Annotated in this window: 9 protein-coding genes; 1 reads left to right on the top strand and 8 read right to left on the bottom strand. The window is 74.8% G+C overall.

Going from position 1 to position 14,035, the window contains the following annotated elements; translation table 11 throughout:
* Nucleotides 1-69: 69 nt before the first annotated feature.
* Both OG617_RS19655 and nfi read right to left on the bottom strand, forming a co-directional pair.
* Nucleotides 70-1,176: a hypothetical protein gene (locus OG617_RS19655; protein ID WP_405103825.1), complete on the bottom strand. Its 1,107-nt coding sequence runs from the start codon at nt 1,174-1,176 to the stop codon at nt 70-72.
* 144 nt (nt 1,177-1,320) lie between these two features.
* On the bottom strand, nt 1,321-1,935 hold the full coding sequence (nfi, locus tag OG617_RS19650) for a deoxyribonuclease V (protein ID WP_405103823.1): 615 nt from the start codon (nt 1,933-1,935) through the stop codon (nt 1,321-1,323).
* A 301-nt stretch (nt 1,936-2,236) separates the two neighbouring features.
* Here nfi and OG617_RS19645 point away from each other — a divergent pair, with 301 nt between their 5' ends.
* Complete coding sequence (locus OG617_RS19645) at nt 2,237-2,785, top strand: hypothetical protein (protein ID WP_405094525.1); 549 nt, start codon at nt 2,237-2,239, stop codon at nt 2,783-2,785.
* Nucleotides 2,786-2,863: 78 nt separating this feature from the next.
* Here the strand turns inward: OG617_RS19645 and OG617_RS19640 are convergent, their stop codons facing one another.
* From OG617_RS19640 to OG617_RS19615, 6 genes are all read right to left on the bottom strand, one after another.
* A complete protein-coding gene (locus tag OG617_RS19640; RefSeq protein WP_405094524.1) occupies nt 2,864-3,589 on the bottom strand; it encodes a Clp protease N-terminal domain-containing protein in 726 nt (241 codons plus the stop codon).
* 252 nt (nt 3,590-3,841) lie between these two features.
* Nucleotides 3,842-5,137 (bottom strand): ATP-grasp domain-containing protein, encoded by a 1,296-nt coding sequence (locus tag OG617_RS19635; RefSeq protein ID WP_405094523.1) that lies wholly within the window; start codon nt 5,135-5,137, stop codon nt 3,842-3,844.
* Nucleotides 5,130-10,022: an amino acid adenylation domain-containing protein gene (locus OG617_RS19630; protein ID WP_405094522.1), complete on the bottom strand. Its 4,893-nt coding sequence runs from the start codon at nt 10,020-10,022 to the stop codon at nt 5,130-5,132. The genes OG617_RS19635 and OG617_RS19630 overlap by 8 nt, the downstream gene beginning before the upstream one ends.
* Before the next feature lie 5 nt (nt 10,023-10,027).
* A complete protein-coding gene (locus tag OG617_RS19625) occupies nt 10,028-10,975 on the bottom strand; it encodes a zinc-binding alcohol dehydrogenase family protein (RefSeq protein ID WP_405094521.1) in 948 nt (315 codons plus the stop codon).
* Between the two features lie 29 nt (nt 10,976-11,004).
* Nucleotides 11,005-11,760 carry a thioesterase II family protein gene (locus OG617_RS19620; protein ID WP_405094520.1) on the bottom strand — a complete coding sequence of 252 codons (756 nt, stop codon included), beginning with the start codon at nt 11,758-11,760 and terminating at the stop codon, nt 11,005-11,007.
* Nucleotides 11,757-14,033: a lantibiotic dehydratase gene (locus OG617_RS19615; protein ID WP_405094519.1), complete on the bottom strand. Its 2,277-nt coding sequence runs from the start codon at nt 14,031-14,033 to the stop codon at nt 11,757-11,759. Before OG617_RS19615 ends, OG617_RS19620 begins: the two co-directional genes overlap by 4 nt.
* Between the last annotated feature and the right edge of the window lie 2 nt (nt 14,034-14,035).

The following is a 14,035-nucleotide window of genomic DNA, read 5'->3' as shown; positions in this document are numbered from 1 at the left end:
AGGTTCCGCTCCTTGGCCGCAGGTCCTCAACGCACCTGAGCGTATCGGAGCGCCCCCGCCTCCCCCGCCTCAGCCGGGGAGCCGGGGCATGATCGTCGTCGCGTCGCCCCCGCCGGCCGGCGCGGGCGGCTCACCCGGCCCCGGTGCCTCGGGCTGACCGGGCTGCCGGGGCGGGGCGCCACCGGCCGGGTACGCCGTACCGCCGCCGTAGACCCCGCCGCCGCTGTCCGGCGGGGCAACCGGCGGGCCCGGGCGGGCGCCGTACACCCCGCCGGACGAGGGCGCGGCCGGCCGGCCGTACACCCCGCCGGCGGGCGGTGCGGGTGGTGCGGACGGTGCCGCTGCCCCGCCTCCCGAGCGGTACGTGGTGCCGCCCGGGTTGCGCGGCAACGGCACCGGCGAATACGCGCCCCGGTCGTCGGCCGGCTCCTTGTCGGACCGGGACCGGCGCACCAGCAGCACGATCAGGCCGATGCCCACCACGACCAGGCCGACGCCGAAGAGCATGAACACCGACAGCCCGCCGGAGTCCTCCTCGGCGGCGACCGGGGTGGTCGAGCCGGCCCGGGCGGCGGCTGCGGCCAGGGTCGGGCCGCCGACGTCCACCGCCTCGGTCGGCGCGACGGTCGGGCTCGGCGACGGCGTACGCGTCGGGGTGGGTGACGGGCTCGGCTTCTTCTTCTCCCCGACCACCCGGGCCGCGGTGGCGTCCCGGCCGAGGGCGCGGCCGAGGGCGTTGGTCGCCGCACCGGCCAGCTCCAGCCGGCCGCCCGGCGTGCCCGCCCGGAACGTCACCCGGTAGCGCACCGTGAGGCTCTTGCCCTTGCACAGCATGGGGTTCGTCGGCGTGACCTGGCTCGCGGTCACCCCGCCCCCGCCGCCGGAGACCGACACCGGCAACCACCGACCGGCCATGGCCACCTGGACGGCGACCTGGTTCGCGGCGAGGCCGTCGAGCCGCAGCCCCAGACCGGTGCGGACGAGCACGCAGCCCTCGGTGCGCTTGCGCACCTCGACGTTGACCGCCCCCGGCGAGCCGCCCGGCCGGAAGCTGTCGGTCGAGCGCACCCGCACCGAGTCTCCGTCGGCCAGGGCCGGCGTCGCCCCGACGGCCGCGAGGCCGCCCAGCATCACGCAGACTGCCGCGATCCGCGTCGCCTGCCGACGTACCGCCATGCTCACCTCGCCGTTCCTCCCCGGGTGGGGTCCGCTGGTCAGGTTACTACCGGGTGCTGGACCCGGTAGTTCGTCGAGCGCCCCGCATGTGCTCCTCGTTACGGAAACCGCCCCCGCCGCGCGGGCGGGCGGGTGCCGGGTCCGTCAGCAGGCGGCGGCCAGCGCCTCGCGGCAGAGTCGGTCGGCGGTGCGGGTGGTCTCCGGCAGCCGGTACTTCGGCGTCAGCGCGAGCACCCGGGCGCAGGCGTTGTCCAGGCTCATCCGGTGCCCGACGCTGACGAAGACCGGCTTCACCCCGTCCCGGGTACGCAGCACCCGGCCGATCACCTCCCCGCCGTCGCGCAGCGGCGACCAGGCGCCGCGCCGGACGGCCGGCGGATCCCACTCGCCGACCAGCGGCGTCTTGCCCACCCCGATCGCGGGCAGCCCGGTGACCACGCCTAGGTGGCAGGCGAGCCCGAACCGGCGCGGGTGGGCCAGCCCGTGCCCGTCGCAGACCAGCAGCTCCGGGCGGACGGTCAGCTTCTCCAGCGCGTCCAGCAGCGCGGGCAGCTCCCGGAAGGCGAACAGCCCAGGGACGTAGGGGAAGGCGGGCCGCCCCACGCCGACCGCCCGGTCCACCACGGCCAGCGTCCGGGCGTCCAGCACGGTGACGGCCGCCGCGAGCCGGTCGCCGCTCTCGGCGTACGCGACGTCCAGGCCGGCCACCGTCGCGGGCGCGGTGGGACCCGGGCCGACCAGGTCGGCGAGGGGTCGCATCCGGTCCTGTACGGCGAGCGCCTCGGCCTCGGTGCGCGGCCCGGGGCCGGTCACCTCTCCCCTTCGGGCTCCGACCCGGACCGTTGCGTCGCCTTCTTCGACCCGGCCGCCAGGGGGTCCGTATGGCGGTTGGGTCGTCGATGGGTCAGCCATCGGGTGAGCATGACCCGTCGTCCCCGCGGGTGCAACGGATCAACGTCGGTGGCGACACACCCGACCGGTCCAGCCGGGGTTTTCGCACACCTGTCGGGTAACTTCTTCTGGTCCGAAATTCCGGTCATCGACAGGAGAAGCTCAGCGCATGGGCAAGAAGACGATCCACGTCTCCGACTTCAGCGGCACCGTTCTGCGGCCGGGCGACGAGGTGGTCCGCGTCGTGGTGCTGGAGCACCCCGACCTGGTCGCCGGCCCCGTGCAGTTGGACGCCACCGCGGCCGAGGTGGAGAGCATCGACGACGCCACGCTGGACGTCGCGGTGGTGGAGATCCACGACCAACTCGCTGGCGGCGAGCCCCGCCGGGTGGTGCTGACCGCCAGCGAGTTCGACGCGATGGCCACCGACGTGCCGATGGCCCAGCTGCTGAAGACCGCCGAGCGGGTCCGCCCGCCGAAGGCGCGCAAGGGCGCCGAGAAGCCGGACTACGGCACCATCGAGCACGCCGGCAAGCCGCACCGGGGCCGGGTCACCGAGGAGGAGGCCCTGCTGGTCCGCGAGCAGCTCGACGAGGTCAACAAGCGGCTCGCCGACGCCGGCATCCGGCAGGTCGACCCGGCCGACCCCGAGCACGCGCTCCGGTACGGCTTCCCCGCCGCCGCAACCATCCCTTCGGTGCCGCCCACGGCCTCCTGACGCCGCCCGCCGCCGCCCAGCGGTCGCCGGGCGGCGGCGCGAAGGGCCTTTCCCGCCGGAGTGCACGGGAGGGGCCCTCTACTCCTGCGCGGCGGCGAGAGCCTCGGCGACGGTGGCCTCGACGGCGGCCCCGTCCACGCCGAGGCCGGTGAGCACCCCGGCGCCGTCCTCCAGTTGCAGCAGGCCGAGCAGGATGTGCTCGGTGCCGACGTGCTGGTGGCCGAGCCGCAGCGCCTCCCGCATGGTGAGCTCCAGCGCCTTGCGGGCCCCCGTGTCGTACGGGATCAGGTCGGGGACCGCGTCGGCCGGCGCCGGCAGGGTCGCGGTCACGGCCTCCCGCACCCGCTCCGCCGGTATGCCCTGGGCGACGATCGCCCTCGCGGCGAGGCCGTTGGGCTCGCTGAGCAGCCCGAGCACCAGGTGCTCGGGGCGGGTCTCGGCGTTCCCGGCGGCGCGGGCCGCCTCCTGGGCGGCCGTCACGACGTTGCGGGCCCGCGGCGTGAAGTTGCCGAACCCGCGGTTGGGGTCGAGGGTCGACGGTTCGGTGGACGCCTTCGGCACGAACCTCTTCTGCGCCGCCTGCTTGCTCACCCCCATGCTGCGGCCGATCTCCGTCCAGGACGCGCCGGAGCGGCGGGCCTGGTCGACGAAGTGGCCGATCAGGTGGTCGGCGATGTCGCCGAGGTGGTCGGCCACCACGACCGCCCCGGAGAGCTGGTCGAGGGTGTCGGTGTGGGCCTTCTTGATCCCCGCGATGAGGTCGTCGAGGCGGATCGAGCTGGACATCTGGACAGGATTCGTCATGCGTCAACCATAGGTTGACGCAAGCTATTCGTCAACCTGAAGTTGACGATCCGTCGACGCCGTGAGCGGCGGCCCGTACCGGTGAGCGTGGACCCACCGGGGCAACCGGCCGGCCGGACATCGCCGCCAGGTACTCGGCCATCGTGTCGGTCAGACGACGAGCAGGACCCGGACGTCCCCAGAGCCGGCGCACCTGGCGCAGCCAGGACCGCCCGTACCCGACCAGAACGATGTCCGGCTGTTCTCCGGCGCTCATTCCGCACTCCCGCTTCGGCCGTCCTCGACCCTGGAGGGGACGGTGCTGACATCGAGGACGGCGAGGGCGTCCTCGCCGGCCCGCCGGACCTCGGCGACGGTCCGGCCGAGCGTGACCACCCTGGCGGCCACGCTCGGCAGAGAGACCAGTTCCCCCACCTGGTCTCCCTCGGTGACGAAAACGTCCAGGGCCAGGACACCATCCCGATCCCGGGCCGCCTCGGCACCGGTGATCGCCGTCACCCGCCCCGGCCGGACGTGCTTGGTCAGCAGCATCGAGGCCGAGCGCGGCTGGGCCGGCGGGGCCACGTCCAGCGGCTCGCCGGACATCACCGCCAGGTACGCCGCGACGATGTCGTAGGAGTACGCGTATCCGATCATCATCATGATCGGGCCGCCGGCGAGGCGTCCCGCGCACTCCACCAGCCGGACCACGCCGTCCTCCAGGATCCACTCGCTGTGGATGAACCCCGTGTCGAAGTCGATTGCGGCGACCAGCCGCTCCGCCTCGGCGACCAACTGGGCGTACTGCGCCGGCGGCAGGTCCGGGTCGATGGTCTCGGTCACCGGCACCGGATGCGCGCCCGGGGCGACATCGGTGGCGGTGACGTTGCGGAAGAGCACCTCTCCTCGGAGGACCAGCAGGTTCACGTTGTACTGCCGCCCGACCATGCGCCGCTCGGCCAGGTAGGACTCCACCGCCGAGAAACGCGTGCTGCTGTGCGTCGGCGGGGCGACCATCCGTTCCCAGCCCGCCGGAACCTCGGCGGCGTCCCGGACGATCTGCACCCCGGACGAGCCCGCCCGCGCGGTCGGCTTGAGCACCAGCCCACCGGGAACCCGCTCGGCGAAGGCCACCGCGTCGGCGGGTGAGCGGACGAGCTGCCATTGCGGGCCGGCGACGCCACCGGCCTCCGCCACCTGGCGTAGCAGGAACTTGTCGCCGAGAATCTCCGCCGACGCCGGTCCGGCGCCGGGCAGGCCGAGGCGCTGGGCCAACCGCGCCGCGAACACCACCCCCGCGTCGTCGACCGGGACGACCGCCTGGATCCGCAGGTCCGGATGCCAGACGTGGAACAGGTCGGCTGCCAGCGGGCGTCGGAAGTCCAGCTCGTACAGGTCGCAATCGGGCCAGTGGGCGGCGAGGTGGGCGCGGGCCCCCCGGGCGTACGCCACGGCCGGCTCCTCAATGATGATCACCCGCAGGTCGCCGACGGTGCGGCGCAGCAACGGCAGCCAACCCTGCACGTACCCGACGAGGATCAGGGCCCGCCGATCGTCCGGACTACTCACTGGGGACACTCGCTCTCGATGGCTGGGTCGCGACCCGGTCGACGGCCGCCGCCAGCGATCGGACGGTCGGATTCTGGAAGAGGGTGGCCAGCCCGACGGGAGCGCCCAGGGCCCGGCTGAGCCGGGCCTCCACCTCGATCAGCCTGAGCGACGAACCACCGGCGTCGAAGAAGTTGACATCCGGTCCAAGGGTGTCGCGGCCCAGGGCGGCGGCGCAGACCCGCTCGACCAGCGACACCATGGGCCCGTCGGCACGTGCGGTGACCGTGGCGGCGATCGCGCGCAGCGCCGCGAGGTCCGGCTTGCCGTTCGGGGTGAGCGGCATGGCCGCCAGGATCCGCAGGTCACCGGGGTGCATGGTGGCCGGCAGCAGGTCGGCGAGGTGCCGGCGCAATCCGTCCACGGTCAGCTCCGGCGGCCCGGCCACGTACGCGGTGATTCCGTCGGGCCCGTCGGCGAGGAGGCAGTCGGTCACGTCGGGGTGCTCCCGCAGCACCGCCTCGATCTCGTCCAGCTCGACCCGGGTGCCGTTGAGGCTGACCTGCCGGTCGGCCCGGCCCCGGAACTCGATGGTGCCGTCCGGCCGGGCCATCCCGAGGTCCCCGGTCCGGTACAGCCGCACCCCTTTCTCGCCGTGCGGGTCCGGCCCGAACCGGTGGGCCGTGCCGGTCGGGTCCCCCGGGTACCCGAGGGCCAGGTACGGGCTGCGGACCCGGATCTCGCCCACCGCGTTGACCGGCACCGGGCGCCCATCGTCGTCGGTGAGCAGGATCTCGGCGGTGGGCGAGGCCGGGCCGACCAGCGGCCGGTTGTCGGTGGTCTCCCGGGATCGGGGGTGGCCGTGGTCGATCGTGGCGGCCACCTGGGGGGTCTCGGTGGCACCGTAGTGCGACACCACCCGCGCCCCGGGACAGAGCCGGGCGATACCAGCGACGTCCCGAGCGTCCACCGCGCCGCCGCCGAAGGCGACCAGCCGGACGTCGACCAGCCGGACGCCGGCCGCCTGACCGGCCGCGACGAGCAGCCGCCCCAGGGCGGGGCTCAGGTGCAGAACGGTGATCCGCCCGACGGCGAGCCAGCGGACCAGCGCGGTCGGCGACGCCGCCTCCGAGGCTGCCGGCAGGTGCACCGACGCGCCCACCGCCACCGCGACCAGCACCTCACGGAGCAGGGGGTCGTGGCCGACCCCGGCGAGCGCGGAGAACCGATCCTCCCCGGTGAGCCGGTACGCGGCCGGGTACCACTGGAGCAGGGCCGCCAGCGGGGCCGCCGAGGCGGCCACCGGCCGGGGCTGACCGGTGCTGCCGGAGGTGAACGCGAGGTAGGCCGTCCCGGCAGGCAGCGATCCCGCACCGGACACCGGCGCCGGACCGGCCGGGGACGCTCCGGCCCGAGCCGCCGGGGTCCCGGTGGCCTGGTCCGGACGCACGACCGGGCGGTCACCGCTGGCATCGACCACGACCGGGTCGCCGGCTGCCGCCAGCATCCGCTCTCGGCGGATCGGCGGCAGACCGGCGTCGACCAGCAGAAACGTCCTGGCCCCGGCCAGCACGGCGACCAGGGCGGCGACCAGCGCCGGACTTCGGCCGCCGAGCACCGCCACCGCACGCCGTCGCCCAGGGTCGACGCGGTCCAGCGCCGCCCCGAGGTCGACGACGGCCACGGCGAGCCGGTCGCCCGTCACTGTCTCGTCACCGGCCAGGACCGCGGGGCGGTTCCCGGTGCGCCGCAGGGCGGCCAGGAGGGTGCGCCCGAGTTCCGCCGCGGCCGAGGTGACCGGCGGGTACGCCCGCCAGGGGGACCGCACCGTGCTCGGGTCGGCCCGTCCGACGTCGCCGAGCAGCCGGGCAGCGTCGCGAGGAAGGTCGGCGAGCACCCCGACGCAGTCGGCGGCCAGCGCCTCGATCTGGTCGTGGTCGAACAGGTCCAGGTCGTAGACCAGCTCCAGCCCGAGACCGTCGCGGTCGTCGGCGAAGTACGCCGAGATGTCGAACAACGCCCCCGGCATCGGCGGGGTGAGCACCTCGACCCGGGTCCCCGGGCCGAGGTCCAGCGGCGTCGCCGGATACGACAGCAGGTTGCACCAGATCTGGAAGATCGGGTTGGCCGCGGCGATCCGGGGCGGGGCAAGGTCCCGAACCAGCTCGTCGAAGGGCACGCGCCGGTGGCCCAGGGCCGCGCCGACCTCGTCGGCCACCATGCGCAGGTTGTCCCGCACGGACCGGTTCCGGTCCACGGCCAGGCGCAGGACCAGCGAGTTGTTGAAGAAGCCCACCGAATCGGCGAGGTCCGCGTCGTCCCGGTCGGCGACCGGGGTGCCGATGACCAGGTCGTCCTGCCCGGTGTACCGGTTGAGCACCGTCGCCAGGCCCAGGGCGAGCAGGGGGAACAGCGGCACCCGGTGACGTACCGCGAGGTCGCGCAGCTCTCCGGCCACCTGTTCGGGGAGCCGGTGGGCCACCCGCCCGGCCCGGAACCGGGGGGTGACCGGGCGGCGGCGGGCGAACGGCAGCCGGACCGGCTCGGGCAGGTCGGCCAGCCGCTTCCGCCACCAGACGAGTTCCGACTCGACCACGGCCCGGTGCTCCGGGGAACGGGCGGCGGCGGCGACCGCGGGGAACTGCACCGGCTCGGGGAGGTGCTCGCCCCGGTATGCCCGACCGATGTCGCGCTGGACCACCTCGATGGACCAGCCGTCGACCACGATGTGGTGCCCGACCAGGGCAAGGAGGCAGGTGTCCGCTCCGGTGACCAGCACCTCCGCCCGGAACAGGGGGCCGGTGTCCAGCCGGAACGGTCGGCGCACCACCTCGGCCGCCCAGTCCTCGACGGTGGTGGGGTCGGCCACCACCAGGCCGCCGTCCTCCGGCGGGTCCGCGACCAGTTGGACCGGCCGGGCGGCGACCATTCCGACCCGGGTACGCAGGGCGGCGTGCCGCCCCAGCACGGTGGCGACCGCGCGGTCGAGACGACCCAGGTCGACCGGACCGTGCAGGCGCAGCAGCGCCGGGACGTGGTAGGCGGAACAGTGCGGGTACATCTGGTGAAGCAGGAACAGCCCCTCCTGTTGGGGAGCCAGCGGGGCGCTGCGTCGGGCCCCGGTGACTGGGCGGGCGGATCGCGGCGGCGCGGCGGCGGCGGGCCGGACGTCCAGGACGGCGGCGAACCCGCCGACGGTGGATTCGGCCAGCACGTCCGCGACGGTGACGGCCCGCCCGGTCTCCCGGGCCGCCCGCCCAGCGACGACCATCGCGGACAGGGAGTGCCCGCCGTGCGCGGCGAACTCGCTGTCCGCGTTGAGGTCACGGGCCCCGAAGACCTCCGTCCAGAGCCGGGCGACGTAGCGTTCCCGGTCGGTCATCGGCGGCGCGGCGGACCCGGCGGGGGCGGGGGCAGGGCCGACCGGGGTCGCCCGGCCGGCGCTGAGCAGGGCGGAGACAGCGGCCCGGTCGGCTTTGCCGCTGGCGTTGCGGGGCAGCGCCGCCAGGACCACCAGGTCGGCGGGTACGGCGGCGGCCGGCAGGACGTCGGCCAGGTCAGCGCGCCAGGCACCGGGGTCGGGTTGCCCGGTGACCACCGCCACGACAGCGCCGTCACGGACCAGCGCCACCGCGTCGGTCACCCCGGGCAGTCGGCGCAACGCGTGCTCGATGTCGCCCAGCTCGATCCGTACCCCCCGGATCTTCACCTGATGGTCCCGGCGCCCGTGGTACGCCAGGTCCCCGTCGGGCAGCCGCCGCACCAGGTCGCCGGTGCGGTACGCCCGCCCGCCTGGTCCGGCGCCGGCATCCGGCACGAACGCCAGGGCGGTCGCCGCCGGCCGTCCCAGATACCCCCAGGCCACCTGGGGACCGGCGAGGAGCAGCTCACCCAACTCCTGCGGCCCCACCTCGCGCAGCGCCGGGTCGACCACCCGGGCGCGGACGCCGGACAGGGGCCGGCCGATCACGGGTAGGTCTGCCTCGCCGACCCGGGCCACCACCGTGTCCACGGTGCACTCGGTCGGCCCGTAGACGTTGTACGCCCTCGTCCCGGCCCGGGCGGTCAGTTCCGCCCACAGTCCGTCCCCGATGGCCTCGCCGCCGACCAGGATGCGCAGGTCCCCGGACTGGCCCAGGTACGGCAGCAGCGCCCGCAGGTGGGTGGGGGTGATGTCGAGGTCGGTGACCCGACGGGTGCGCAGCACCTCGGCGAACGCGGCCGGGTCGAGCCGCTCGGCCTCGCGCAGCAGGACCACGGTGTCCCCACGCAGCAGCCGCAACCACTGCTGGACCGAGGCGTCGAAGGACAGGCCGGCGTTCCACACCACCACGTCGTGCCCCGGCCCGGCCGCCCCGCACGCGAGGAGCCCGCCCGCCAGCGCCAGGACCGCCCCGTGCGGCACCATCGCCCCCTTCGGACGACCGGTGGAACCGGAGGTGAACACCACGTACGCCAGGTCGGCGGCGGTGACCTCAGGCAACCGGGCGAGCGCGGCAGGGTCGACGGTGACCGCCCCGCGCAACGCATCGGCCAGATCCGGCACCACGACGTCCGGGCCGGTCGGGGTGCCCGGTTCGGTGATCAGCCGGGTGACGCCCGCCTCCGCCAGGACCGCCGCCTGGCGCCGGGCCGGATGCGCCGGGTCCACCGGGACGTACGCCGCCCCCGCCCGCAGCACCCCGAACAGGGCGACCACCATGTCGACGGAGCGGTCGAGGCGGATGCCCACCACGTCGCCCCGGCCCACCTCGTACCCGGCCAGGGCGACGGCCACCGCGTCGACCCGGCGACCGAGTTCGGCGTACGTGACAGCGTCGTCGGCGACGACGAGCGCCGTGCGGTCGGGGTGGGCGGCCACGGCGCGGCACAGGGCGGCGGGGATCCCGGCGGGGACGGCTTCCATCCGGCTCAGCCCGCGAAGTCCAGGGTGACCTTGCCGGTCGTGACCCGCGCCCGCATGTCGGTCACGGCCTGCGCCACGTCCTTGAACGGGTACGACCGGCCGGTCTCCATGTCGAGCTGCCCCTTCTTGATCATGCCGAACAGCCCCACCATGGTCTCCGGGAACACCTCGTGCCGGTCGGAGACCAGGTTGTACGCGGAGAAGCCGGCGATGGTACGGGTGCCGGCCATCAGCGACTCGGGCCGGACCGGGGTGCTGGGCTCCCCGGAGGCCGAGCCGAAGATCACCATCCGCCCGCACGGCGCCAGCGCGGCGAGGGCCGAGTCGAGCTGCGGGCCACCGTGCATCTCCAGAATCACGTCGACCATGCGACCCCCGTTCGCCTCGACCAGGGCCGCGCCGATGTCGGTGGTGGTGGAGTCCACCGTCTCGTCGGCACCCAGGGCGGCGACGTGCGCACGCTTGTCCGGGGTGGACGCCGCCCCGATCACCCGGCGGGCCCCCCACGCCTTGGCGAGCTGCACGGCGATCGACCCGACACCGCCGGCGGCGGCCATCACCGCGACGGTGTCCCCACGGGTGATCCGGGCCATGGTCCGCAGGATGTGCCAGGCGGTGAACCCCTGGGTGGCCATCGCGAGGGCGGCCCGGTCGGAAACGAAGTCGGGCACCTCGAGGAACTGCTCGGCGACGAACACCTCCGCCCAGGCCCCCTGCCTGGCCCGGCCCAGCATCCGGCGGCCGTCGGCGGCGGTGCCCACCGCCTCGATCCCCGGGCGGTACGGCAGCGGCGGCTTGAGGGAGTAGGACCCCTCGACGATGTGGACGTCGGAGAAGTTGACGCCCGCGCTGCGGACCCGGAGCAGGGTCTGGTTGCCGGCGGCGACCGGATCCGGTACGTCGTGGATCTCCAGGCCTCCGGGGCCGTGGCCGGTCAACGAGATCGCGTGCAAGGGACTTCTCCTAATCGTTGTGTCGCGGGTCAGATGTAGGCGCGGCGGGGCACGGCGGCCAGCACGTCGCGGACGGTGTGGAGCACTTCCTCCCGGGCGGTGTGGACGAAGAAGTGCCCGCCGGGGAAGAACCGTTCGACGGGCGGCGCGACGGTGTGGGCCCGCCACCCGTCGGCCTGGTAGTCGGTGACCGAGGTGTCGCTGACCCCGCGCAGCACCGTGACCGGGAGGTCGAGCGGCGGCAGCGGGTCCACGGCCCAGGTCTCCAGGACCTGATAGTCGGCGCGCAGGATCGGGGTGAACATGGCCAGCAGATCGCGGCTGGCCAGCAGTTCCGGGGGCATTCCGCCGTAGTCGACGGTGCGTTGCAGCAGGGCGTCGTCGCTGAGCAGGTGCATCACGTCGGTGGGGTCCCGGCGGCAGGGGCTGCCGGCTCCGGAGACGATCAGCGCGGCCGGCGGAACGCCCTCCCGGCACAGCTCGCGGGCCAGGCCGAAGGCGACCGCCGCGCCCAGACTGTGCCCGAACAGCACCACTGGCCGGGGTCGCAGCGCGGTGACCTGAGGGGTCAGCCCCCGCAGGATGTCGGTCATCGAGGTCAGCGCCGGCTTGCCGAACAGCTGCTCCCGGCCCGGGAGCAGGACGGCGGTGACCGCGGCCAGGCTCGCCAGGTCGGCGCCCCAGTCCCGGAACGGTGCGACGCCACTGCCCGCGTACGGGACGACGATCAGCACCGGGCGATCGTCGGCGGGGCCCGGCGGGGGGACGAGACGGGCGGCACTCATCGTTGCGCTCCCGGGGACGAGGGGTGTCCGTTGCCGGCGCTCCGCTGGTCGACGCAGGCGATCCGGAACTCGGCGGTGTACCGGCGGCCCGCCCCGTCGGTCAGCCAGAGCTGGTCGGGGGCGGGCAGCATCTCCACGAAGGTGACCCGCCCCGTCGGATCGGCACGGCGCTGTCGCCGGATGCTGGAGAGCAGCACCTCCACCGACAGCGGATTGTCGAAGTCCAGGTGGAACGGCTTGCGCTCGCCGCCGACCGTCACGAACACGTGCCGGGGCATGTCCCGGGCCGCGCCGACGGCCCGCAGCTCGCCGTACGCCCGGTCGGTGCTCTGCTTCGAATTGGGCAACTCGGAGTAGGACAACGTCCAGCTCTCCCGCTGCACCACCAGGTCGTCGATGCACAGCCGGGGGCGGTGGTCGGCGGCCGGCAGGACCCCGAACCGGGTGGCCGCCGCGTTGGCCAGCAGTTCACCGAAGACGGTGGGCACGTCGCCGGCGTACTCCGGGTCGACCGACGAGGTGATGACGACCCGGTCGCCGACGCGGGTCGCGCGCAGCGCCGACACTGGGAGCAGCCGGGCGTCCCGGGGGTGGTACGGCGCGCCGGAGCCCAGTCCCAGGTAGGTGGCGGACGGCGACAGATAGGCCGACGGCGGGACGGTCCGGGAGTTGATCTGCTCGTGGTCCAGCGGGTACAGCGGCGTCACCCGTTCGGCGGGGGCGCTGCGGTCCAGCATTGCGTGCCACCGGTCGCGGTCCGGATGCCAGGCGTCGGCGGCCAACACGTCCATGGTGTTGTGGGCCGGGTGCAGTTCGCCGAGGACAGCCAGGAACCGCCCGTCGCGCAGGTCCGCCGCCGACCGGGCGGCGATCATCAGGTCGGGGCTGTACAGCCGGGTGCCGCGCCACCCCACCACGTCGTGGGCGAAGGCGGACTCGACCAGGGGCCGCAGGACAGCCGCGTCGTGCCCGATCCGCCGCCGGCCCGGGTCGGCTCCGGCGACCAGGAGGGCGTGCCAGGTCCGGCGCAGCCGCTGCGCGACGGCGTCGGCCGGGGACGCGGCCCCCCACTCGGTCGTGGCTGCCACCGCCGTCAGGACCTCCGACAGCGGCACCCCGGCGCCGGGTGCCGGCTCGCGCTCGGCGATCAGGTCCGCGATGAACCGCTCGTACTCCTGGGCCACGGCCCGGGTGAACCAGGCCGCGCTGAACAGCAACAGTTCCAGGGCGGGACGGATCCGGTCCAGCACATCGGCGCCGAGGCGAACCGGAAGGTCGCCGAGGCAGTCCTCGTAGACCACTCCCCGCCCGGCGTAGAAACGGCCGGCACCACGCTGGGGGGCATGCCCGGTGATTCCGACGAACGACTGGTCGAGGCCGTCGAGGGCATCGGCGAGCCGGTCGGCGTCCCCGGCGGCGTCGGCGACCCGGTCGCGGGCTGCCACCAACTCGGCCAGGTCCGCCTGCGCCGCCACCCGACGTCCCGAATCGGCGACCCGGGCGAGTTGGCCGCGCAGGTGCGCCTCCGGGTCGACCCGCCGGGGCACCACCAGCCCGGCGGTGAGGACTCCCATCCCCCGCAGCCGGGTCAGGGCGGCGCCGACCTCCGGCGCGGGGTGGTCGGCGAGTTCGTCCAGCACGTCGGCGACGGTCCGGGTGCCGTCGCACACCTCGACGACCCGGCGCGGCAGCGCGGCCAGCCGCAACGGGGCGTTGTCGGCCAGCAGCACCCCGTCGGCGACGACGGCCACCCCGGCGGCCAGCCGCGGGATGGTCCACGGGTCGAGGCCGTGCCGGGTCTCGATCGCGGCGGCCACCGCCCGCAGCGCCCAGTGCTCGAAGAACACTCCACGTCGGTGCAGCCGGCCCGTCACCGGGCCGACGTCGGTGGCGCCGGTGGTGACCGATCCCCAGACGATCGGCCCGAAGAACCCGATGGTGTCGTTCTTCGCGCAGTACCGGGCCGCGTACGACCAGAGCCGACGCTGCGCCTCGCGGCGTCGCTGCGGCCGCGCGGAGTCGAGGTTGCGCCGTGCCTGCAGGAACATGTTCCGGTTCTGCCAGGTCAACGCCTCGGCGAACAGCGGCTGCCGGACGACCCCGGCCAGGGCCCGTTCCCCGGCGGCCCGCGCGGAGGCATGGTCGGCCCCCGGCTCGACGAGGAGCCAGTCCATCGGCATGCCGGCCACCCGGGCGAAGACCGACGGAAGGAGCGCCCAGTCCGGCCCGTACGGCAGCGGGCCGGCCGGTTCGTGCGGGGCCTGGTCGGCCACGG

The organism is Micromonospora sp. NBC_01412 (assembly GCF_045040215.1).
Taxonomy (GTDB): domain Bacteria; phylum Actinomycetota; class Actinomycetes; order Mycobacteriales; family Micromonosporaceae; genus Micromonospora; species Micromonospora rubida.
Note: the sequence above shows the minus strand (reverse complement) of the source record. Positions and strands in the feature narration are given on the sequence as shown.

Coding starts and splice junctions, on each gene's coding strand:
- OG617_RS19655 (WP_405103825.1), bottom strand. CDS start 1,176: ATGGCGGTACGTCGGCAGGCGACGCGGATCGCGGCAGTCTGCGTGATG.
- nfi (WP_405103823.1), bottom strand. CDS start 1,935: ATGCGACCCCTCGCCGACCTGGTCGGCCCGGGTCCCACCGCGCCCGCG.
- OG617_RS19645 (WP_405094525.1), top strand. CDS start 2,237: ATGGGCAAGAAGACGATCCACGTCTCCGACTTCAGCGGCACCGTTCTG.
- OG617_RS19640 (WP_405094524.1), bottom strand. CDS start 3,589: ATGACGAATCCTGTCCAGATGTCCAGCTCGATCCGCCTCGACGACCTC.
- OG617_RS19630 (WP_405094522.1), bottom strand. CDS start 10,022: ATGGAAGCCGTCCCCGCCGGGATCCCCGCCGCCCTGTGCCGCGCCGTG.
- OG617_RS19620 (WP_405094520.1), bottom strand. CDS start 11,760: ATGAGTGCCGCCCGTCTCGTCCCCCCGCCGGGCCCCGCCGACGATCGC.